The organism is Pseudomonas sp. JQ170C, assembly GCF_035581345.1.
GTDB lineage: Bacteria > Pseudomonadota > Gammaproteobacteria > Pseudomonadales > Pseudomonadaceae > Aquipseudomonas.
The window spans coordinates 5,908,353-5,930,477 of record NZ_CP141608.1; the positions used below are offsets into that span (position 1 = coordinate 5,908,353).

The window sequence follows — 22,125 nt, forward strand, 5'->3', positions numbered from 1 at the left end:
TCAGTCAGTTCGCAGCCCTGCCCTGCTCGCCTGCGGCGCTGGTCGTCGCAGGTTGAGCAGCACGTGGGCGAACAGGCCGAAGATCAATCCCCAGAATGCCGCCGACAAGCCCATGAATGACATGCCCGAGGCCGTCACCAGAAAGGTGATCAGCGCCGCCTCGCGATCATTCGGCACACTCATCGCCCCCGCCAGCGCGCCACCGATGGCGCCGAACAAGGCCAGCCCCGCCAACGCCGCAATCAAGGCCGCCGGAAAGGCGGTGAACAGCGACACCAGCGTCGCGCCGAACACCCCCAGCACCATGTACAACACCCCACCCGACACCCCGGCCCAATAGCGCTTGCCTGGATCGTCGTGGGCTTCGCGGCCCGTGCAGATCGCCGCAGTGATCGCCGCCAGGTTCAGGCCATGACAGCCAAAGGGCGCCAGCAGCACACTGGCCAGGGCATTACTGGAGATGATCGGGCTGGCAGGTGTGCGATAACCGTCATTGCGCAACACGGCAATGCCCGGGACGAACTGCCCGGTCAGCGCCACCATCACCAACGGAAGGCTGATGCTCAACACGGCATGCCAGGTGAATGCCGGCATGGTCCACACCGGCGTGGCCAGGCCCGCTACCAGCGCCGAGGTGTTCATCTCACCACTGAACACCGCGATACCCACCCCACACACCAGCACCGCCAGAACCGCATAGCGCGGAGCAATACGCTTGAACACCAGGTAGGTGACGAACATGGCCAGCACCAGCACCGGCTGCGATTTCAGCGAGACGAATAACCCGGTACCGAAGCTGAACAGAATGCCTGCCAGCATGGCCGCGGAAATGGCCGGTGGCAGCTTGCCGACAATACGGTCGAACGCACCGGAAACGCCCACCAGCAAGATCACCAGGTTGGCGACGATATAGGCTCCCACCGCCTCGGCGAAGGCAATGTCCGGCAGCAACGCCACCAACAACGCCGAGCCCGGGGCAGACCAGGCAATCACCACCGGCACCTTGAAGCGCAGGCTGAGCACCACGCCCAACACGCCACTGCCGATGGAGATGGCCCACACCCACGAAGACAATTCGGCCGCCGACAACTGTGCGCTGTGGGCGGCCTGGAAAATGATCACCAAGGGGCCTGCATAAGAAATCAGCGTGGCAATGAAGCCGGCGACCAAGGCGGAAAGGGAGAAGTCCTGGATTATTGTTTTCATTGACCGTCCTTAACGAGCATCGCGGGACAACCCCGCTCCTACCGTAGGAGCGGGCTTGCCCCGCGACGGATTCAACCCGGATATCAGGCGTCCTGCAATGCCCGCGGCCGCTTGCTGCGCGCTTCACTCGCAGGCTTGGGTGCACTGAGCAACTGGAAGTCAAAATCCATCTCGGCAAAGCGCCCTTCCACACCCCGGGCATCGTCGGCGCCCGCATCCTCGACGAAGCGCAGCTCACCGATCAAGCCGTCACGGGTGGCATAGGCAAAGTCATCCCACAGGTACTCATCACCCGCCAGGTTGATCTGGGTGGTCAGGTGACGATACCCCGGCGCCGAGATAAAGAAGTGGATGTGCGCCGGGCGATTGCCGTGACGACCGAGCTGGTTGAGCAGCTCCTGGGTCGGACCGTCTTCAGGGCAGCCATAGCCCGATGGCACGATGCTGCGCGCGCGGTAGCGGCCTTCGGCATCGGTGACGATGCGCCGGCGCAGGTTGAAGTCCGACTGCGTGCTGTCGAAGTAGGAGTAGGTGCCCTGGGTATTGGCATGCCACAGGTCCACCACCGCACCCGCCACCGGCTGACCCTGCTCGTCCAGCACACGGCCCTGGAGGAACATCACCGTACCTGGGTCCAGGCCATCGTCCATGCGTACCTCGCCTTCGGCCATCGGGGCGCCCGCCACATACAGCGGGCCTTCGATGGTGCGCGGAGTGCCGCCGCTGATGCCGGCCTCGGCATCCTGGGCGTCCAGTTGCAGGTCCAGGTAGTGTTCCACACCCAGCCCGGCGACCAGCAATCCGGCCTCCTGGCGGCTGCCCAGGCGGTTGAGGTAATCCACGGCCTTCCAGAACTCATCGGGGGTCACTTGCAGGTCTTCGATGATGCGCGCCACATCGTTGACGATGCGGTTGGTCAGCAGCTTCAGGCGTGGGCTGCCCAGGTCATTGTTCAGGCCACTGACTTCTTCAAAGAACTTCTGGACATCGGCAGTGTGGGCAATTTTCACGGTCATGACAGGTACCTCGAATTGTTGTTATCGGCGTTTGGCGTTCAGCGGTCGTCGCTGTGGATCGATGACGGGTGACGACACAGGCCATCGACTTCGATGTCCATGTAAGGGAACAGCGGCAGCTGCATCAGGGTGTCGTGCAGCGCCTCGACGCTGGGCAGGTCGAACACGCTGTAGTTGGCGTAGTGGCCGGCGATACGCCACAGATGGCGCCAGGCGCCTTCGCGCTGCAGGCGCTGGGCCAGTTCCTTCTCGTCGGCTTTTAGCTGCGCGGCTTTGGCCGGGTCCATGTCCAGGGGCAGGTTCACGGTCATTTTCACGTGGAACAACATGGCATCTCTCCTTACGTGCGGCTGAAGAACGCCAGGCGCTCTTCGTCCAGGGTCAGGCCAAGGCCCGGGGTGCGGGGTACGTGCAGGGCAAAGTCGCGGTACACCGGCGCTTCGATCACGATCTCTTCGGTCAGCAGCAGCGGGCCGAACAGTTCGGTGTGCCAGGTCAGCTGATTGAGGGTGACGAAGGCATGGGCAGCGGCCAGGGTGCCGATCGAGCCTTCGAGCATGGTCCCGCCGTACAGGGCGATACCGGCCGCTTCCGCGATCTGTGCCGTGCGCAGCACTGCACGGGGGCCGCCGTTCTTGGCGATCTTCAGGGCGAAGATGCTGGCGGCGCCGTCGGCGGCCAGGCTGAAGGCGTCCTCGACGCTTTCGATGGATTCATCGGCCATGATCGGTGCCGGGCTGCGTTGGTTCAGGCGAATCTGCCCGGCGCGGTTGATGCGCGAGATCGGCTGCTCGATCAGGTCGATCCCGTTGTCACCCAGCACCTGGCAAGCGCGGATCGCCTGAGACTCGTCCCAATACTGATTGACGTCGACCCGCACACTGGCGCGCTCGCCCAGGGCACGTTTGATGGCGATGACATGCTTGAGGTCGTGGGCGACGTCGTTGGCGCCGATCTTCAACTTGAAGATGCGGTGGCGGCGAAGGTCGAGCATCTGCTCGGCCTCGGCGATGTCCCGGTCGGTATCGCCGCTGGCCAGGGTCCAGGCCACTTCCAGGCTGTCGCGCACGCGCCCGCCCAGCAATTCGCTGACCGCCAGGCCCAGGCGTTTGCCCTGGGCATCGAGCAAGGCGCTTTCGATGCCGGAGCGGGCGAAGGTGTTGCCTTTGATCACCTTGTCCAGGCGCTGCATGGCGGCATTGATGTTGCTGGCGTCCTGGCCGATCAGCAGCGGTGCAAAGTAACTGTCGATGTTTTGCTTGATGCTTTCCGGGCTTTCGTTGCCATAGGCCAGACCGCCGATGGTGGTGGCCTCGCCCAGGCCTTCGATGCCGTCGGAGCAGTGCAGGCGGATGATCACCAGCGTCTGCTTCTGCATGGTGTGCATCGCCAGTTTGTGCGGGCGTATGGTGGGCAAATCGACGATCAGGGTCGAGATGCGTTCAATCAAGGGATGGCTCATCAAGGGTTCTCCAGGAGCGCTCAACCGAGGTCGCCACCGCCGACAGGCAGTACCGTGCCGGTGATGTAGGAGGCCTCGTCGGAGGCCAGGAAGAGGATCGCGCCAACCTGCTCGTCGAGGTTGCCGTAGCGTTTCATCAGGCTGCTGTCGAGCGTCTGGTCGACGATCTGCTGGTACCAGACTTTCTCTTCGGTGCTCTGCTCGGCACTGTTGCGCGGCACGCGCCGTGGCGGCGCCTCAGTGCCGCCTGGCGCGGTGGCGTTCACACGCACACCGCGGCCAGCGGTCTCGAATGCCAGGCAAGCGGTCAGTGCATTCACACCGCCCTTGGCTGCGCCATAGGGCACGCGGTTGATACTGCGAGTGGCAATCGAGGACACGTTGACGATGGCGCCGCTGCCCTGTTCCAGCATGTAGGGCAGCGCCGCATGACAGCACCACAAGGTGGGGAACAGCGAACGACGTACTTCAGCCTCGATCTGCGCCGCCTCGTAGTGCTCGAAGGGCTTGGCCCAGATGGTGCCTCCCACGTTGTTGACCAGCACATCAAGCCGGCCGAACCGCTCCACCGCTGCCGCCATTACCCGGCTGCACTCGCTGTGCTGCTCAAGGTCGGCGGTCAGGCTCAGTACACCTTCGCCTTGCAGCTCGTGAACCAGCTCCGAGCGGTCCACCGCCACCAGGGTCGCGCCTTCCTCGAGCATGCGCTCGCACAAACGACGGCCGATGCCCTGCGCCGCGCCGGTAACCAGCGCGACCTTGTTGTCGAATCTGTTGTTCATGACAACCTCGAATAAAAAAGGGACCGACCGTACCCGCACGATGCGCCCGGCCCCACAAAACGGGTTCAGGCAGCGGCGGCGGCGAATTTTTCGTAGTAGAAGTTCGCCGGGGTGATGCCCTGTTCGCGGATGTACTGGCTGACCGCCTCGACCATCGGCGGTGGACCGCACAGGTAGACATCGACATCGCCGTCGTTGAGGTGGCGTGGCTCGATGTGCTGGGTGACATAACCCTTGAGCGGGTGCTGGCTCTCGGGGTTGGCTACGCAGGCGCCGAAGCTGAAGTTGGGAATACGCTCGGCGAAGGACTGCAGACGATCGAGCTCGACCAGGTCGAAGTCGTTGGTCACGCCATAGATCAGGTGCAGCGGATGCTCACTGCCTTCTTCGGCGATCTTCTCCAGCATCGCGGTGAACGGCGCCAGCCCCGTGCCTCCGGCCAGCAGCAACAACGGCCGACGGATTTCGCGCAGGTAGAAACTGCCCAAAGGCCCCGCCAGGGTCATGCTGTCGCCGGCCTTGGCAAGGCCGGTAAGAAAGCTGCTCATCAAGCCGCCCGGCACATTGCGGATCAGGAAGCTGACTTCACCGTCCTTCTGCAGCGAGCTGAAGGAATAGGCGCGGGTCTGCTCGCTGCCCGGTACGCCCAGGTTGACGTACTGCCCCGGCAGGAAGGCCAGGCGACTCAGCGCCTCGCCCTTGATCGACAAGGCAATGGTGCTGTCCGAGAGTTGGCGCACCGCGCTGATGCTGGCCTGGTAGTTGGACTGTTCGGTCTTGCACACCTGGGACGATGCCGGTATCCGCACCACGCAATCGCTTTGCGCACGCATCTGGCAAGTGAGCACATACCCCTGCTCGGCTTCTTCCTCGCTCAAGGCGTCTTCGATGTATTCCTGGCCCAGGTCGTAGCGACCGGCCTCGGCGAAGCATTTACAGGTACCGCAGGCGCCGTCACGGCAGTCCAGCGGGATATTGATGCCCTGGCGGTAAGCGGCATCGGCCACGGTTTCGTCAGTGGTGGCGTCGATGAAACGGGTGACCCCGTCCTCGAAATTCAAGGCGATCTTGTGCATGGCGCACCTCGCAGAAAAGCTGGATTCAGATGTGGTAAACGTCGATGACCTGACGTACGTAGTCGTTCTTGAGCACCACTTTCTTGGCCTTGATCAGCGGCCGCTCGCCGCGCACATCAAGGGTGTAGAAACTGGTGCCGAAGTGACTGTCCACGGTCTTGTAGCGAAAGCTCAGGGTGTGCCAGTTGAAGCGCACCTTGCACAGGCCTTCGCCCTGCTCCAGCAGCTCGATGTTGCTGATGTTGTGCGAGGTCCGGGTGTCGGGCATGGTCGCACTGGAGCGTTCGGTCTTGATGCGGAACACCCGGTCTTCCAGGCCGCCACGGTTGCCGTACCAGATCAGCGAAATTTCCCGTTGCGGGTCTTCGGTGAGCTGGTCGTTGTCGTCCCAGGCCGGCATCCAGAAGGTGGCGTCGCTGGCGTAGCACTCCAGCCACTGGTCCCACTGGCTGTCGTCCAGGTAACGCGCCTCTTCATAGAGGAAGTCGCGTACGTGCTCGAAGGAAATGCTCATTGCACGGCCTCCACGGGGATCAGTTGCTGCTCGGTGGCGAGCGCCTTGAGCATGGTGTCCTGCCAGTACTTGTGTTGCAGCACGAACAGGCCTTCGTCTTCGGTGCGTACACCACTCAGTTGCGGATGCAGGTCGATTTCCTGGGCGGCTGCGTCGGCACCTTCAACCCAGTGGGTGGCGCCACGCGACATATCGTTCCAGCCGCGCCCGCCCTGGTAGCCCATCTGGCAGGAGCGGAACTCCTCCAGGTCGTCCGGAGTGGCCATGCCACTGACGTTGAAGAAGTCCTCGTACTGGCGAATGCGCTGGGCACGGGCTTCGTCACTCTCGCCCTTGGGCGCGATGCAGTAGATGGTGATCTCGGTCTTGTCCACGGCGATCGGCCGGGCAATACGGATCTGCGAGCTGAACTGGTCCATCAGGTACACGTTCGGGTAAAGGCACAGGTTGCGCGAGTTCTCGATCATCCAGTTGGCGCGGGCCTGGCCGAAGTCAGCGGCCAGCTCGTCGCGGCGCTCGAACAACGGACGGTCTTCCGGGTTGGCCCAACGGGTCCAGAGCAGCAGGTGACCTTTGTCGAAGGAGTAGAAACCACCCCCGCTCTTGGCCCAGCCACCAGCGCTCATGGTTTTGACTTCATCACCGGCCTCGCGCTGCTTGCGCTGGTTCTGGGTGGCGGCGTAGTTCCAGTGCACGGCACTGACGTGGTAGCCGTCGGCGCCGTTCTCGGCGGTCAGCTTCCAGTTGCCTTCGTAGATGTAGGACGACGAGCCGCGCAGCACTTCCAGGCCTTCAGGCGACTGATCGACGATCATGTCGATGATCTTGGCCGACTCGCCCAGGTGTTCCACCAAGGGCACCACGTCCGGGTTCAGGCTGCCGAACAGAAAACCGCGGTAGGACTCGAAACGAGCGACCTTGGTCAGGTCGTGGGAGCCTTCGCAGTTGAAGCTGGCCGGGTAGCCGGCATCCACCGGGTCCTTGACCTTGAGCAGCTTGCCGGAGTTGTTGAAGGTCCAGCCGTGGAACGGGCAGGTGTAGGAAGAGCGGTTTCCACTCTTGTGCCGGCAGAGCATCGCACCGCGGTGGCTGCAGGCATTGAGGAAGGCATTGAGCACCCCATCCTTGTTGCGCGCGATAAAGATCGGCTGGCGCCCCATGGTGGTGGTGAGGAAGTCGTTCTTTTCGGGAATCTGGCTCTCGTGGGCAAGGTATAGCCAGTTGCCCTCGAAGATGTGTTTCATTTCCAGATCGAACAGACGGGGGTCGGTGAACATCTCGCGCTTGCAGCGAAAGACGCCCTTCTCCTGATCTTCTTCAAGCAGGGAATTAAGGTAATCGAATCCCAGGGACATGGCCGGGGCCTCCGTTGTTATTGTGTTCAGGCCATGTCAGGTTAGGGAGCGAGGGGCACGGCAAATATCCGCTTTGTGCAGACCTTTATCCGTTTTCTGCAAAGTGTCAGGAACGACGCTTGAGGGTATCGGAGGGGAGTTCGCCGAACAGCGCCTTGTAGGTTTCCGAGAATCGGCCGAGGTGGACGAAGCCATAGTCCATGGCGAGCTCGGTGATATTGCGCACCGTGCACTGTGGGTCGCTGAGGCTGGCGCGGATGCGCGCGAGCTTTTTATCGCGGATGTAGATCTTGGGCGTGGTGCCGGCGTTGCGCTCGAACAGGATGTACAGCGAGCGCAGGCTCATGCTGGCCTGGCGGGCCAGTTGTTCGCTGCAAAGGTCCTGCTTCAGGTTCGCCTCGATGTACTCGGCGATGCGCTCGAAAGACGATGCTTGCCCAACCAGCGTCTCGCGCCTGACGTTGGTCGGCATCAGGGTCAACAGCTTGCTGGCGACGATCTGGCTGTAGTGCTCCTGCACCCGCAGCAATGGCTCGCTGGCTTCGGCTTCATGGCAGACCATGGCCAGCAACCCGGCAAACCCTTCCAGCGCCAGCAGCTGGTAATGGTTCTGGATGAACCGCACGCCTTCGCTGGGTCGCTGCCAGCGTTGCTCGTCACAGACACTTTCGAGCAGGCGGTTGGGCAGCTTGAGGATGAATTTTTCGCAGTCGGCCGAATAGGCGAGATCCACCGGCTCGTCCGGGTTGATCAGCAGCAGCTCGCCGGGCCCGAGCAAACGCTCGGCACGCCCGCGTCGCCACAGGCAATGGCCACGCAGCAGGATCTGCAGGTGAAAGACGTTTTCCAGGGCTGCCGACATCACCCGCACTTCGCCGCCATAGCTGATCCGGCACAGATCGAGGCTGGCGAACTTGCGGTGGTCGAGGCACGCCTCGGGGTGCCCGTAGCGCGGCAAACGGATGTGGTGCACGCCGACATGCTGATTGACATAAGTCGACACGGCATAAGGATCGGCACGATTGAAAACCCGGCTGCGCTCACTGAGCAGGGGACTCTCCATACCAGGACACTCGTTGTAGTTGTCCGGCCAGTCTAAGCGATAGCGCAGGCCTTCGACCAATCGAGGGATGGACGGTGAACCCATCGCGGGGCAAGCCCGCGCCTGACCGGTAGGCGCGGATTTGCCCCGCAATCCACCTACAACAGACTCCAGGTATACGTCAGGATCACCCGGTTCTCATCAATGTCCGAGCGGTAGTTCGACCGCGCCACCGCATTGCGCAACCGCACCCCCAATCCCTTGAATACCCCGCTCTGCACCGCATATCCCAGGTCCAGGTCACGCTCGTGCTCCTTGCCCTCGAAGCCGAGGCCGGTGTCGACATTGTTGCCTTTGAGATAGCGCACAGTGGCCGTCAGCCCCGGAACGCCCATGGCGACAAAGTCGTAGTCATAACGCACCTGCCACGAGCGTTCATCGGCATACGAGAACTCATAGGTCGGCACTTCGTTGCCCAATGGCGAAATGTTCGGAAACACTCTGGGAAATGCATCCTCACCAAAGATCCCTTGGTAGCCAACGCTGAAGGTATGCCCACCCCGCCGGGCCGACAGCAGCGAATAGAACGCCTGGTTGTCGATATCGCCAATGCGGGCCTCCCCCTGCTCACGGGCGCTGAAGTAGCCAAGGTTGGCACCCAGCACCCAGTCGCCCACCGGCTCGCTGTGCTTGAGGCCGACAAATCCCTGCTGATAGATATCTTCCAGGCGCCCGTACCAGAGGCTCAAGCTGCTGCGGTTGGCGTTGAAGCTGTAATCGCCACCGGCAAAGTTGAAGGCATCGCTATCGGCCTGGCGCTGGGGCAAATGCCCGAGCATGGCGATCAACTTTTCATCACCTGCTTCATTGCGCAGGCTGGTTGAACTCAAGTGCCCGGCCTGCAGGGTCAGGCCGCTGATCTCGGCCGAGGTGATGCTGGCGCCCTGATACGTTGGCGGCAGCAGGCGCGAGTCGTTGTATTGCAGGATCGGCAGGTTGGTCTGCAGCTCACCGACCTTGAGCTCGGTTTTCGAGTAGCGCAGCTTCAGCGTCGCGCCCATCCGGCTGTACTCATCGGCCGCCCGGCCATCATCCTGGACCGGCAACAGGCCAGTGCCGGTGCGGTCCGGGCTGCTGTCGAGCTTGAGCCCGAGCAGGCCGATGGCATCGACCCCCACACCGATAAGGCTTGGGGTATAGCCGGATTTGTAGTTGAAGATAAAACCCTGCCCCCACTCCTCGGCCTTGGACTGCTGATTGGCACCGACGATGCCGGAAAAGTCGCGGCTGAAGTAGTAGTTACGGGCTTGCAGGGTAGCGGTGGCGTCCTTGAAGAAATCAGCTTCGGCGGCCTGGGTGGTAAAACTCAGGGCGAGCAAGGGCAACAACCCGGCTTGGCGGAGTGTGTTCATGGTTCGTGCGCTCTTTTTTATTGTTGTTTTTGAATCGCTGGGCGAGCCCGCGCCTACCGATAGGGGAGCGGGCGTGCCTGGCGGCGGCTTAGCCCGATACCGACTGCACCGCTGAACGGGTCTGCGCCACACCCCGGCTGGCAAAGACCATCATCGCCACCGCAGCCACGGCCCCCGGTACGGCAAAGGCCATGAAATTGAGCGCCAGCGGCAGCTGGATGCCCAGCAACATGCCGCCCAGGATCGGCCCGACAATCGCCCCGCTGCGCCCAATGCCCGAGGCCCAACCCAGGCCCGTGGAACGAATGCCCATCGGGTAGTACTGGGCGACACAGGCATAGGCCAGGATCTGCGTGCCAATAGTGGTCGCCCCGGCGATGGCGATCAGCAGGTACAGCACCGGTGTCGGGCTCTTGAAGCCGAGCAGGCTGATCGACAGGGCCGCCACGGCAAAGAACACCACCAACACCCGGTCGAGCTTGAAGCGGTCACCCATCCAGCCACCGCCCACCGCACCGAAGATTGCCCCGAAGTTGAGCACCAGCAGGAACGCCAGGCTCGAACCCAGGCCATAGCCGGCATTGTTCATGAGCTTGGGCAACCAGGAATTGAGGGCATAGACCATCAGCAAGCAACAGAAAAACGCCACCCAGAGCATCAGGGTGCTCAATGCCCGGCCCTCGCGAAATAGCTGTGGCACAGAGCCGCCGACTTCGGTGCCGGTGGCCACGTCCAGGCGATCACCCGCCTGAGGCTGATAGCTCGGCTCCACCCGCGCCAGTAGCTGGCTGGCCTGCTCGGTACGCCCCTGGCGCACCAGAAACCCCAGGGACTCCGGCAGAAAACGCAGGATCAACGGCAACAGCAGCAGCGGAATGATTGCCACATAGAACACCGACTGCCAGCCAAAGCGCGGCAACAGCACAATACCCAGGCCCGCCGAGAGCATGCCGCCCACCGAGTAGCCGCTGAACATGATCGCTACCAGCATGCTGCGCATACGCTTGGGCGCGTACTCGTTCATCAGGGCGACCACGTTGGGCATCACCCCGCCGATACCCAGCCCGGCCAGAAACCGACAGATGCCAAACTCGGTGGGGTTGCGGGCAAAGCCGTTGAGCACGGTAAAGCCGCTGAACAGGATCACGCAGATCATGATGGCTTTCTTGCGGCCGATACGGTCCGACAGCGGGCCGAACACCAGCGCCCCGAACATCATGCCGAACAGCGCGTAACTGCCCAGGGCACCGGCCTGCAACGGGGTCATGCCCCACTCCTGCATCAGCGCCGGTAGCACCACGCCATAGATGACCAGGTCGTAGCCGTCGAAGATGATGATCAGCGCGCACCAGAACAGCACACGCCAGTGAAAGGCATTGAACTTCGCCTGATCGATCAGGCTGTTGATATCGATCGTTCGCATGAGGCGTGTCTCTTTTGTTGTTGTTATCGAAACCGTGTGGCGAACCTGCCGAGCAGTGTTCGCAGCCTCAGGTTAGGAGCACAGCAAAAGGGCCAATAGCCGTTTCCTGCGAATCAATATCCAGTTTGCGCAAGGCGCGATCAGGGGTCAGCGGTAGCGTTTGAAGGTGACCGAGGGCAGCTCGCCAAAGCGCTGGCGGTAGCTCTCGGCAAAGCGTCCCAAGTGCAGAAAGCCGAAGTCCAGGGCGATTTCGGTGACATTGCGCACCGGGCTGGCCGGGTCTTGAAGGGCCGCATGGATTCGCTCCAGTTTGCGCTGGCGCACATACCCCTTGGGCGATAAGCCGGCATGGCGTTCAAACAACGAGTACAAGGAGCGCTCGCTTACCCGCGCCACGTTCATCAACTGCGCCACACTGATGTCCTGGTGCACATGGGCATCGATATAGGCCGCCAGTTGCTCGAAAGAATGGGCGTGCTGCGCGGGCTCGCTACGCTGGACATTGTTGCCCAGCAAGCTGAGCAACTTGCTGGCAACGATGCGGGCGTAATGCTCCTGCACCTGCAGCAATGACTGGCTGGATTCCGCTTCTTCACAGACCAGCCCGAGCAGGCCGAAAAACCCTTCCAGCTCGTGCGTGACATGACGAGCACGGGTGAAGCGGATACCGCCTTCAGGAACCTGCCAACGCTGGTCAACACAGGCCTGTTCCAACAGGCCGACCGGCATTTTCAAGATGAACTTCTCGCAGTCGGACGAGTACGTCAGATCCACCGGATCATCGGGATTGATCAGCAACAACTCGCCCGGAACATAGTGATGCTCGTTACCACGACAACTGGACTGACAGTGCCCGCTGAGCAATACCTGAAGGTGATACAGCGTTCCCAGCGCGGGCGAGGTAATCCGGGCCTTGCCGCCATAACTCAGGCGGCATAGATCGAGGCTGGCGAACTTGCGATGGCTGATACTCGCCTGCAGATCCCCGGTGCGGGGCAAGCGCAGACTATGGCCACCGACATGCTGGTTGACGTACTCGGACACGGCGTAAGGATCGGCGCGCTCAAACACGCAGCTGCGCTCGCTTAACAGGTGGCTGCTCATGGGCTGCCCTCTTCTTGTTCTTGGCGGACGATATCCACAGGGTCTGGTTATCCACAAGGCGCCAGCTTGCGTCAGCCCCGCCAGGCAGTCCAATATCTGTTGGGTGGGCAACAATACCCAGGAGGTATCATGGAACTGCGCCATCTGCGTTACTTCCGGGTGCTGGCGCAGACCCTGAACTTCACCCGCGCCGCCGAGCAACTGCACATTGCCCAACCGCCCCTGAGCCGGCAGATCCGCCAGCTGGAAGAAACCCTGGGCGTCGAACTGCTGGAGCGCAGCCGCCCGCTGCGCCTGACCGAGGCCGGGCGCTACTTCCATGAACAAAGTGCAATGCTGCTGGACCAGCTCGAACAGATTGGCGAAGGCACCCGACGTATCGCCAACAGTGAGCGACAGTGGCTGCGTATCGGCTTTGCACCCTCGACCCTCTATGACCTGCTGCCCGAACTGATTCGCCAACTGCGCAGTCATCAGGCGCTGGAGCTTGGCCTGCAGGAAATGATCACCCTGCAGCAAGTCGAAGCCCTCAAGGCCGGACGCATCGATATCGGCTTCGGCCGCATCCACATCAAGGACCCGGCGATCGACCAGCACGTGCTGCGCGAAGAACCGCTGGTGGTCGCCCTGCCCTGCGGGCATCCGCTGATCGGTCGGCCAATCGACCTGGTGCGCCTGGCCTTTGAACCGTTTGTGCTCTACCCCGTCACGCCGCGCCCAAGCTATGCCGACCACATCATGGCCCTGTTCACTAACCAGGGCCTGAGCGTGCAAGTGATCCAGTGGACCAATGAACTGCAGACGGCGCTCGGGCTGGTGGCTGCGGGCCTGGGGATAACACTGGTGCCCGCCTCGGTGCAGCGCCAGCACCGTGACGACATCGTTTATTTGCCGCTGAGCGAATCAGCGGCGGTTTCGCCGATCATCCTCAGTCGGCGGGCTGGGGATAACTCGCCGCAGGTCAGGCACTGCCTGGGGTTGATTGAAACCATGACCGGCCACCGAATCGCACAATCTGATTAGCCAGAAACAAAAAACCCCCGAAAATCGGGGGTTCGTTGGATCGCTAGCTGTGACGGTTATTCCACCGTCACCGATTTGGCCAGGTTACGCGGCTGGTCAACGTCGGTGCCCTTGAGCACGGCCACGTAGTACGACAGCAGCTGCAGCGGGATGGTGTAGAGGATCGGCGCCAGCGCATCGATGATGTGCGGTACGGCGATCACGTGAGTCCCTTCACCATTGCTCATGCCAGCCTGTGCATCGGCGAACACGATCAGCTCGCCGCCACGGGCACGTACTTCCTGCAAGTTGGACTTGAGCTTCTCCAGCAGTTCGTTGTTCGGCGCCACGGTGACTACCGGCATGTCGCTGTCCACCAGGGCCAGTGGGCCGTGCTTGAGCTCTCCGGCAGGATAAGCTTCGGCGTGGATGTAGGAGATTTCCTTGAGTTTCAGGGCACCTTCCATTGCCACAGGGAACTGAGCGCCACGGCCGAGGAACAGGGTGTGGTGCTTGTCGGCGAACAGCTCGGCGGTTTTCTCGACGATTGCATCCATCGCCAGGGCTTCACCCAGGCGGGACGGCAGGCGGCGCAATTCTTCGACCAGCTCGGCTTCGACACCGGCTTCCAGCGTGCCGCGCACCTGGCCCAAGGACAGGGTCAGCAGCATCAGCGACACCAACTGGGTGGTGAAGGCCTTGGTCGACGCCACACCGATTTCCGGCCCGGCCTGGGTCAGCAAGGTCAGGTCGGACTCTCGTACCAGCGAGCTGATGCCGACGTTGCAGATCGCCAGGCTGCCGAGGAAACCCAGCTCCTTGGCGTTGCGCAGTGCGGCCAGGGTGTCGGCGGTTTCACCGGATTGGGAGATGGAGACGAACAGGGTATCGGGCTGTACCACGACCTTGCGGTAGCGGAACTCACTGGCGACTTCGACCTGGCAAGGAATGCCGGCCAGGCTTTCGAGCCAGTAACGGGCGACCATACCGGCGTGATAGCTGGTGCCGCAGGCGACGATCTGAACATTGCGCACCTTGGCAAACAGCTCGGCGGCTTGCGGACCGAATGCCTGGACCATGACGTGGTCCTTGCCCAGACGACCTTCCAGGGTACGTTGCACCACGGTTGGCTGCTCGTGGATTTCCTTGAGCATGAAGTGGCGGTATTCACCCTTGTCGGCCGCTTCGGCGCCTTCGTGGTACTGCACGGTTTCACGCTGGACCTGGGTACCGGCCACATCCCAGATGGTGACCTGGTCACGGCGGATTTCGGCGATGTCGCCTTCTTCCAGGTACATGAAGCGGTCGGTGACCTGGCGCAGAGCCAACTGGTCAGAGGCCAGGAAGTTCTCGCCATGGCCCAGGCCGATCACCAGCGGGCTGCCGCTACGGGCGGCCAGCAGACGGTCAGGCTGATGCGCACTGATCACGGCCAGACCGTAGGCGCCATGCAGCTGCTTGACGGCAGCCTTCAGGGCATCGGCCAGGTCCGGCACGGTTTTCAGGGTGTTGTGCAGCAGATGGACAATGACTTCGGTGTCGGTCTCAGAGCTGAACACATAGCCCAGCCCCTTGAGCTGCTCGCGCAGTTCTTCATGGTTCTCGATGATGCCGTTGTGCACCACCGCCAGTTCGTGGCCGGAGAAATGCGGGTGAGCGTTGTGTTCGGTCGGCGCACCGTGGGTTGCCCAACGCGTGTGGGCGATGCCCAGGTTGCCGACCAGCGGTTCAGCTGCAACCGCCGCTTCCAGCTCGCTGACCTTGCCGATACGGCGACGGCGCTCCAGGTTGCCCTGCTGGGTATAGACGGCCAAGCCGGCGCTGTCGTAGCCGCGGTATTCCAGGCGCTTGAGGCCTTCGATCAGAATGGTCGTGATATTACGTTCGGCGACGGCACCAACGATTCCACACATTATTCATGCTCCTTGGAGAGTGCGGCGCAAATCACATGGATGCCGCGGGCTTCAATCTGTTCGCGTGCCTCAAGGGACAAGCGCTCATCGGTAATAAGGGTGTTAACGCTGCCCCAGGGCAGCTCGAGGTTGGGGATCTTGCGCCCGACCTTGTCTGACTCGACCATCACGATCACTTCCCGCGCCACTTCGGCCATGACCCGGCTCAGGCCCAGCAACTCATTGAAGGTTGTCGTGCCACGGGCCAAGTCGATGCCATCGGCGCCAATGAACAGCTGGTCGAAATCGTAAGAGCGTAGTACCTGCTCGGCAACCTGGCCCTGGAAGGATTCGGAATGCGGATCCCAGGTTCCCCCGGTCATCAACAGCACTGGCTCATGCTCCAACTCACTCAGGGCTCGGGCCACATTCAGGGAGTTGGTCATCACCACCAGGCCGGGCTGATGGCCAAGCTCGGGAATCATCGCCGCGGTGGTACTGCCACTGTCGATGATGATGCGGGCGTGCTCACGGATGCGCCCTACCGCAGCCTTGGCAATGGCCTGCTTGTAGAGGGAGACGGGCTGGCCCTGATCGGCAAACAACTCCTGAGGCAGGGTCACCGCGCCGCCGTAGCGACGCAGCAGCAGGCCGTTGGCCTCCAGTGCCGCGAGATCCTTGCGGATGGTCACTTCCGAAGTCTCGAAACGCTTGGCCAAGGCGTCGACACTCACTTCGCCCTGTTCATTGAGCAGGGCGAGTATGTTGTGGCGGCGTTGAGGCGTGTTTCGTTTCGACATGGAATGCTTAAGTTTCGTTCCGAAAGATAATGCTGCCAATCAGAACCTAAAGCAGGAAATGCGTCAAGCGGGCGTACGAAAAATTCTTCTGTGAATAACTTGCTCGCGGGACAAGCCCGCTCCTACCGCGGGATTGCCCGGCAATTTATCCACAAGAAACAAAAAGGCCGACTTATGCACAATCCAGTCGGCCTTTCTACACTGCTGTGGGTAACTTCAGCTCTTCTTGATTTTCTCCGGCCGCTTCCAGCCGTCGATGTTGCGCTGACGCGCACGACCCACAGCCAGCTGGCTGGCTTCTACATTCTGGGTAATGGTGGAACCGGCTGCGGTGGTAGCCCCCGTACCGATATCCACAGGCGCCACCAGCGAGTTGTTGGAACCGATGAACACGTCCTCGCCCAGGATGGTCTTGAACTTGTTCGCGCCGTCGTAGTTGCAGGTGATGGTGCCGGCACCGATGTTGGAACGTGCACCGATCTCGGCATCGCCCAGGTAGGCCAGATGGCCGGCCTTGGCGCCTTCGCCCAGGTGGGCGTTCTTCAGTTCGACAAAGTTACCCACATGGGCACGGGCATCCAGAACACTGCCAGGACGCAAGCGGGCGAACGGACCAGCATCGCTGCCCTCACCCATGATCGCGCCTTCAAGGTGGCTGTTGGCTTTGACGATCGCACCTTTACGCAGGGTGCTGTTCTTGATGACGCAGTTCGGGCCGATCACCACGTCGTCTTCGATGACCACACGGCCTTCGAGAATCACGTTGATGTCGATCAGCACATCACGGCCTACGGTAACTTCGCCACGTACATCGAAACGCGCCGGGTCACGCAGGGTTACGCCCTGGGCCATCAGGCGGCGACCTTCGCGCAGCTGGTAGTGACGCTCGAGCTCCGCCAGTTGACGACGGTCGTTGGCGCCCTGCACTTCCATCGCGTCCAGCGGCTGCTCGGTCGCAACCACCAGGCCATCGGCAACAGCCATGGCGATGACGTCGGTGAGGTAGTACTCGCCCTGGGCATTGTTGTTCGACAGACGACCCAGCCACTCGGCCAGGCGTGCGCCCGGAACGGCCAGAATGCCGGTGTTGCCTTCCTTGATGGCTTTCTGTGCGTCGTTGGCGTCTTTGTGCTCGACGATGGCCGCCACCTGGCCCTGGGCATCGCGAACGATGCGGCCGTAGCCGGTTGGGTCGTCGAGGGTGACGGTCAGCAGGCCCAGCTGCTCAGGGGTTACCTTGGCCAAAAGGCGTTTGAGGGTATCCACCTCGATCAGCGGTACATCGCCATAGAGGATCAGCACGGTGTCGGCATTCAAGGCCGGCAGGGCCTGGGCGACAGCGTGGCCGGTACCCAGTTGTTTGTCCTGCAGGACGAAATTCAGGTCGTCGGCCGCCAGGCGCTCACGCACCAGCTCGGCACCATGGCCGATCACCACATGAATGCCCTGGGGTTCAAGCTGACGAGCGCTGTGGATAACGTGGCCAAGCATGGAATTGCCGGCGACCGGGTGCAGTACCTTGGGCAGCGCCGAACGCATGCGGGTGCCTTGGCCGGCGGCGAGAATAACGATATCGAGGGACATTGACTGGCTACCAATCCTGGGTGGTCAGCGATGTGACCAAAAGAAGAAAATGCAGAAAAAGAAAAAGGGTAGCCGAGGCTACCCTTTAACTCAATCACGCCAGAAGTGAACGGCAGTAATACCGGATTACTTCTTGCGCATTTGCTGGACGGTGCGCAGCTGAGCTGCGGCTTCGGCCAGACGTGCAGCGGCGGCACTGTAGTCGAAATCCGCGCTCTTTTCGTGCAGGGCTTGCTCAGCAGCTTTTACAGCATCCTGAGCCTGGGCTTCGTCCAGGTCAGCAGCACGTTGCACGGTATCGGCAAGCACCTTGACCATGTTCGGCTGGACCTCGAGGAAACCACCAGAGATGTAGAACACCTCTTGGGCGCCACCCTGCTTGGTCAGCGTGATCGGACCTGGCTTCAGATTAGTGATCAGCGGCGCGTGGCCTGGAGCGATACCAAGATCACCCAGGTTACCGTGCGCAACCACCATCTCGACCAGACCGGAGAAAATTTCTCCTTCCGCGCTGACGATATCGCAATGGACTGTCATAGCCATCTGCTTGCCTCAACCTGATTAGCGCCCCTTTCGGGGCGCCGGGATTACAGTTTCTTGGCTTTCTCGACCGCTTCTTCGATGCCGCCGACCATGTAGAACGCTTGTTCTGGCAGGTGGTCGTAGTCACCTTTGAGGATGCCGCTGAAGCCAGCAATGGTGTCTTTCAGGGAAACGTATTTGCCTGGAGAACCGGTGAAGACTTCTGCCACGAAGAACGGCTGGGACAGGAAACGCTGGATCTTACGAGCGCGGGATACCAGTTGCTTGTCGGATTCGGACAGTTCGTCCATACCCAAGATCGCAATGATGTCTTTCAGCTCTTTGTAGCGCTGCAGCACGTACTGAACGCCGCGAGCGGTGTCGTAGTGCTCGTTGCCGATCACGTTCGGGTCCAGCTGACGCGAAGTCGAGTCCAGTGGATCGACCGCTGGGTAGATACCCAGGGAGGCGATGTCACGGGACAGTACGACGGTAGCGTCCAAGTGGGCGAAGGTGGTCGCTGGCGACGGGTCGGTCAGGTCGTCCGCAGGTACGTATACGGCCTGGATCGAGGTGATCGAACCTTCCTTGGTCGAAGTGATACGCTCTTGCAGAACGCCCATCTCTTCAGCCAGGGTCGGCTGGTAACCTACTGCCGAAGGCATACGGCCCAGCAGTGCGGATACTTCGGTACCGGCCAGGGTGTAACGGTAGATGTTGTCGACGAACAGCAGAACGTCGTTACCTTCGTCACGGAACTTCTCGGCCATGGTCAGGCCGGTCAGCGCTACGCGCAGACGGTTTCCTGGTGGCTCGTTCATTTGGCCGTAAACCAGGGCAACCTTGTCCAGTACGTTGGAATCCTTCATCTCGTGGTAGAAGTCGTTACCCTCACGAGTACGCTCACCCACACCGGCGAACACGGAATAACCGCTGTGCTCGATGGCGATGTTACGGATCAGTTCCATCATGTTTACGGTTTTGCCTACACCGGCACCACCGAACAGACCAACCTTACCACCCTTGGCGAACGGGCAAACCAGGTCGATAACCTTGATACCGGTTTCGAGCAGGTCGTTGCCGCCAGCCTGGTCAGCGAAGGAAGGCGCTTGGCGGTGAATACCCCAACGCTCTTCTTCGCCGATCGGACCAGCTTCGTCGATTGGGTTGCCCAGGACGTCCATGATACGGCCCAGGGTCGCTTTACCGACCGGTACCGAGATAGGAGCCTTGGTGTCGACGACGTCCAGACCGCGCTTCAAGCCTTCGGTCGAACCCATCGCAATGGAACGAACTACGCCGTCGCCCAGCTGCTGCTGAACTTCCAGAGTAGTTTCCGCGCCTTGTACTTTCAGCGCGCTATAGACATTCGGAACGCTGTCACGTGGGAATTCCACGTCGATGACGGCGCCGATGATTTGAACGATACGTCCGCTACTCATAGCTGGATCCTCTGAATATTTGAACCGTTAAACCGCGGCAGCGCCGCCGACGATTTCCGAGATCTCTTGGGTGATCGCAGCCTGACGCGCCTTGTTGTAGATCAGCTGCAATTCGCTGATCAAATCACCGGCGTTGTCGGTGGCGTTCTTCATTGCGATCATCCGGGCAGCTTGTTCAGCTGCGTTGTTCTCGACCACCGCCTGGTAGACCTGCGACTCCACGTAACGCACCATCAGGCCGTCCAGCAGCTCTTTGGCGTCAGGTTCGTAGAGGTAGTCCCAGTGGTGCTTGAGTTCTTGATCCGGGGTTGCAACCAACGGAATCAACTGCTCGACCGTTGGGGTTTGCGTCATGGTATTGATGAACTTGTTCGATACCACGGACAGACGATCGATACGACCATCCAGGTAAGCGTCCAGCATGACCTTGACGCTGCCGATCAGATCATTGATCGACGGCTCTTCGCCCAGGTGGCTGATCGCTGCAACGACGTTACCGCCGAAGCTGCGGAAAAACGCCGCACCCTTGCTGCCAACCACGCAAAGATCGATCTCGATACCTTGCTCGCGGTTGACCGCCATGTCCTTGACCAGGGCCTTGAACAGGTTGGTGTTCAAGCCACCGCACAGACCACGGTCACTGCTCACGACGACATAACCAACGCGCTTTACAGGGCGGTCGATCATGAACGGGTGACGGTATTCCGGGTTGGCGTTGGCCAGATGACCAATAACCTGGCGGATACGCTCCGCATAAGGACGGCTAGCAGCCATGCGCATTTGAGCCTTGCGCATCTTGCTGACCGCCACTTTTTCCATGGCGCTGGTAATTTTTTGCGTGCTTTTGATGCTCGCAATCTTACTGCGAATCTCTTTTGCGCCTGCCATGTAACACCTATCAGGTTAGCAAGCGGGGGCTGCAAAGCCCCCGCTGCGGCTTACCAGGTTTGGGTGGCCTTGAACTTCTCGATACCGGCTTTGATGCCAGCGTCGATTTCGTCGTTGAAGTCACCCTTCACGTTGATCTTCGCCATCAGTTCGGCGTGATCACGGTTGAAGTAAGCAATCAGCGCTTGTTCAAAGCTGCCGACTTTGGCGATTTCAACGTCGGTCAGGAACCCACGCTCAGCGGCATACAGCGACAGCGCCATGTCCGCGATGGACATTGGAGCGTATTGCTTCTGCTTCATCAGCTCGGTAACACGTTGACCGTGCTCGAGTTGCTTACGGGTGGCTTCGTCCAGGTCAGAAGCGAACTGGGCGAATGCCGCCAGTTCACGGTACTGAGCCAGAGCGGTACGGATACCACCGGAGAGCTTCTTGATGATCTTGGTCTGAGCGGCACCACCCACACGGGATACCGAAACACCGGCGTTAACTGCAGGGCGGATGCCCGAGTTGAACATGGCCGATTCCAGGAAGATCTGACCGTCGGTGATGGAAATCACGTTGGTCGGAACGAACGCGGAAACGTCGCCAGCCTGGGTTTCGATGATCGGCAGTGCGGTCAGGGAACCGGTCTTGCCAGTTACAGCGCCGTTGGTGAACTTCTCGACGTACTCTTCGGAAACGCGCGATGCACGCTCCAGCAGACGGGAGTGGAGATAGAACACGTCACCTGGGTACGCTTCACGTCCTGGTGGACGGCGCAGCAGCAGGGAGATCTGACGGTAGGCAACGGCCTGCTTGGACAGGTCATCGTAAACGATCAGTGCGTCTTCACCGCGGTCACGGAAGAACTCGCCCATGGTGCAACCGGCGTATGGCGCCAGGAATTGCAGTGCGGCGGATTCCGAAGCACTGGCAACAACCACGATGGTGTTGGCCAGGGCGCCGTTTTCTTCCAGCTTGCGAACGATGTTGGCAACGGTGGAACGCTTCTGGCCGACGGCTACATAAACACAGAAAATACCGCTGTCTTTCTGGTTGATGATGGCGTCGATCGCCATGGCGGTCTTACCGATCTGACGGTCACCGATGATCAGCTCACGCTGGCCACGGCCGACAGGGATCATGGCGTCGACGGATTTGTAGCCAGTCTGTACAGGCTGGTCTACCGACTTACGCCAGATAACGCCCGGAGCAACTTTCTCGACCGCGTCGGTCTCGGTGTTGCCCAGTGGGCCTTTGCCGTCGATTGGGTTGCCCAGTGCGTCGACAACGCGACCCAGCAGTTCCTTACCAACTGGAACCTCGAGGATGCGACCGGTGCACTTGGCGCTCATGCCTTCAGCGAGGGTGTCGTATGCGCCCAGTACTACCGCACCAACGGAGTCTTGCTCCAGGTTGAGGGCCATACCGAACACGCCACCTGGAAACTCGATCATTTCGCCGTACATAACGTCGGCCAGACCGTGAATCCGCACGATACCGTCAGAAACGCTGACGACGGTACCTTCGTTGCGGGCTTGAGAGGCTACATCGAGATTCTCGATGCGGCCCTTGATGATTTCACTAATTTCGGAAGGATTGAGTTGCTGCATTGCTCTGC

General features: G+C 61.0%; 20 protein-coding genes. 1 reads left to right on the forward strand and 19 read right to left on the reverse strand.

The annotated features are described in order from the left end of the window. The 12 genes from U9R80_RS27050 to U9R80_RS27105 all read right to left on the reverse strand — a co-directional run bounded on the left by U9R80_RS27050 (position 1) and on the right by U9R80_RS27105 (position 12,392). Positions 1–1,206 (reverse strand): benzoate/H(+) symporter BenE family transporter, encoded by a 1,206-nt coding sequence (locus U9R80_RS27050; protein WP_301838980.1) that lies wholly within the window; start codon positions 1,204–1,206, stop codon positions 1–3. Between the two features lie 83 nt (positions 1,207–1,289). After that, on the reverse strand, positions 1,290–2,222 hold the full coding sequence (gene catA, locus U9R80_RS27055; RefSeq protein WP_301838982.1) for a catechol 1,2-dioxygenase: 933 nt from the start codon (positions 2,220–2,222) through the stop codon (positions 1,290–1,292). Positions 2,223–2,260: 38 nt separating this feature from the next. Further along, the gene (gene catC / locus U9R80_RS27060) at positions 2,261–2,551 is read right to left on the reverse strand and encodes a muconolactone Delta-isomerase (protein ID WP_301838983.1); all 291 of its coding nucleotides are present in this window, start codon (positions 2,549–2,551) and stop codon (positions 2,261–2,263) included. 11 nt (positions 2,552–2,562) lie between these two features. After that, positions 2,563–3,684 (reverse strand): muconate cycloisomerase family protein, encoded by a 1,122-nt coding sequence (locus tag U9R80_RS27065; protein WP_301838984.1) that lies wholly within the window; start codon positions 3,682–3,684, stop codon positions 2,563–2,565. Positions 3,685–3,704: 20 nt separating this feature from the next. Further along, entirely contained in the window at positions 3,705–4,466 is a 762-nt protein-coding gene (locus U9R80_RS27070; protein ID WP_301838986.1) for a 1,6-dihydroxycyclohexa-2,4-diene-1-carboxylate dehydrogenase, read from the reverse strand. Between the two features lie 65 nt (positions 4,467–4,531). Then, complete coding sequence (benC, locus tag U9R80_RS27075) at positions 4,532–5,542, reverse strand: benzoate 1,2-dioxygenase electron transfer component BenC (protein ID WP_301838987.1); 1,011 nt, start codon at positions 5,540–5,542, stop codon at positions 4,532–4,534. A 25-nt stretch (positions 5,543–5,567) separates the two neighbouring features. Beyond that, a complete protein-coding gene (gene benB / locus U9R80_RS27080) occupies positions 5,568–6,056 on the reverse strand; it encodes a benzoate 1,2-dioxygenase small subunit (protein ID WP_028942537.1) in 489 nt (162 codons plus the stop codon). Beyond that, positions 6,053–7,411 carry a benzoate 1,2-dioxygenase large subunit gene (benA, locus tag U9R80_RS27085; protein WP_301838990.1) on the reverse strand — a complete coding sequence of 453 codons (1,359 nt, stop codon included), beginning with the start codon at positions 7,409–7,411 and terminating at the stop codon, positions 6,053–6,055. Before benA ends, benB begins: the two co-directional genes overlap by 4 nt. A gap of 106 nt (positions 7,412–7,517) precedes the next feature. Next, on the reverse strand, positions 7,518–8,474 hold the full coding sequence (locus tag U9R80_RS27090) for an AraC family transcriptional regulator (protein ID WP_301838991.1): 957 nt from the start codon (positions 8,472–8,474) through the stop codon (positions 7,518–7,520). Between the two features lie 137 nt (positions 8,475–8,611). Continuing rightward, on the reverse strand, positions 8,612–9,865 hold the full coding sequence (locus U9R80_RS27095; protein WP_301838992.1) for an OprD family porin: 1,254 nt from the start codon (positions 9,863–9,865) through the stop codon (positions 8,612–8,614). A gap of 88 nt (positions 9,866–9,953) precedes the next feature. Then, positions 9,954–11,288 carry an aromatic acid/H+ symport family MFS transporter gene (locus tag U9R80_RS27100; protein WP_301838994.1) on the reverse strand — a complete coding sequence of 445 codons (1,335 nt, stop codon included), beginning with the start codon at positions 11,286–11,288 and terminating at the stop codon, positions 9,954–9,956. Between the two features lie 147 nt (positions 11,289–11,435). Next, positions 11,436–12,392, reverse strand: a complete 957-nt coding sequence (locus U9R80_RS27105; protein ID WP_301838995.1) for an AraC family transcriptional regulator — start codon at positions 12,390–12,392, stop codon at positions 11,436–11,438. Between the two features lie 129 nt (positions 12,393–12,521). Here U9R80_RS27105 and U9R80_RS27110 point away from each other — a divergent pair, with 129 nt between their 5' ends. Continuing rightward, positions 12,522–13,415, forward strand: a complete 894-nt coding sequence (locus U9R80_RS27110) for a LysR family transcriptional regulator (protein ID WP_301838996.1) — start codon at positions 12,522–12,524, stop codon at positions 13,413–13,415. A gap of 56 nt (positions 13,416–13,471) precedes the next feature. Here U9R80_RS27110 and glmS read toward each other — a convergent pair whose 3' ends face one another. The 7 genes from glmS to atpA all read right to left on the reverse strand — a co-directional run bounded on the left by glmS (position 13,472) and on the right by atpA (position 22,117). Continuing rightward, complete coding sequence (gene glmS / locus U9R80_RS27115) at positions 13,472–15,307, reverse strand: glutamine--fructose-6-phosphate transaminase (isomerizing) (protein WP_324804513.1); 1,836 nt, start codon at positions 15,305–15,307, stop codon at positions 13,472–13,474. Next, positions 15,307–16,086, reverse strand: a complete 780-nt coding sequence (locus U9R80_RS27120; RefSeq protein WP_301838999.1) for a DeoR/GlpR family DNA-binding transcription regulator — start codon at positions 16,084–16,086, stop codon at positions 15,307–15,309. Before U9R80_RS27120 ends, glmS begins: the two co-directional genes overlap by 1 nt. A 216-nt stretch (positions 16,087–16,302) precedes the next feature. Continuing rightward, positions 16,303–17,670, reverse strand: a complete 1,368-nt coding sequence (gene glmU / locus U9R80_RS27125; protein ID WP_301839000.1) for a bifunctional UDP-N-acetylglucosamine diphosphorylase/glucosamine-1-phosphate N-acetyltransferase GlmU — start codon at positions 17,668–17,670, stop codon at positions 16,303–16,305. A 126-nt stretch (positions 17,671–17,796) separates the two neighbouring features. Continuing rightward, positions 17,797–18,213 carry a F0F1 ATP synthase subunit epsilon gene (locus U9R80_RS27130; protein ID WP_128322008.1) on the reverse strand — a complete coding sequence of 139 codons (417 nt, stop codon included), beginning with the start codon at positions 18,211–18,213 and terminating at the stop codon, positions 17,797–17,799. A gap of 44 nt (positions 18,214–18,257) precedes the next feature. Beyond that, positions 18,258–19,634, reverse strand: a complete 1,377-nt coding sequence (gene atpD, locus U9R80_RS27135) for a F0F1 ATP synthase subunit beta (protein ID WP_028942549.1) — start codon at positions 19,632–19,634, stop codon at positions 18,258–18,260. A gap of 27 nt (positions 19,635–19,661) precedes the next feature. After that, positions 19,662–20,522 carry a F0F1 ATP synthase subunit gamma gene (atpG, locus tag U9R80_RS27140; RefSeq protein ID WP_028942550.1) on the reverse strand — a complete coding sequence of 287 codons (861 nt, stop codon included), beginning with the start codon at positions 20,520–20,522 and terminating at the stop codon, positions 19,662–19,664. Between the two features lie 50 nt (positions 20,523–20,572). Further along, entirely contained in the window at positions 20,573–22,117 is a 1,545-nt protein-coding gene (atpA, locus tag U9R80_RS27145; RefSeq protein WP_028942551.1) for a F0F1 ATP synthase subunit alpha, read from the reverse strand. Positions 22,118–22,125 lie beyond the last annotated feature (8 nt).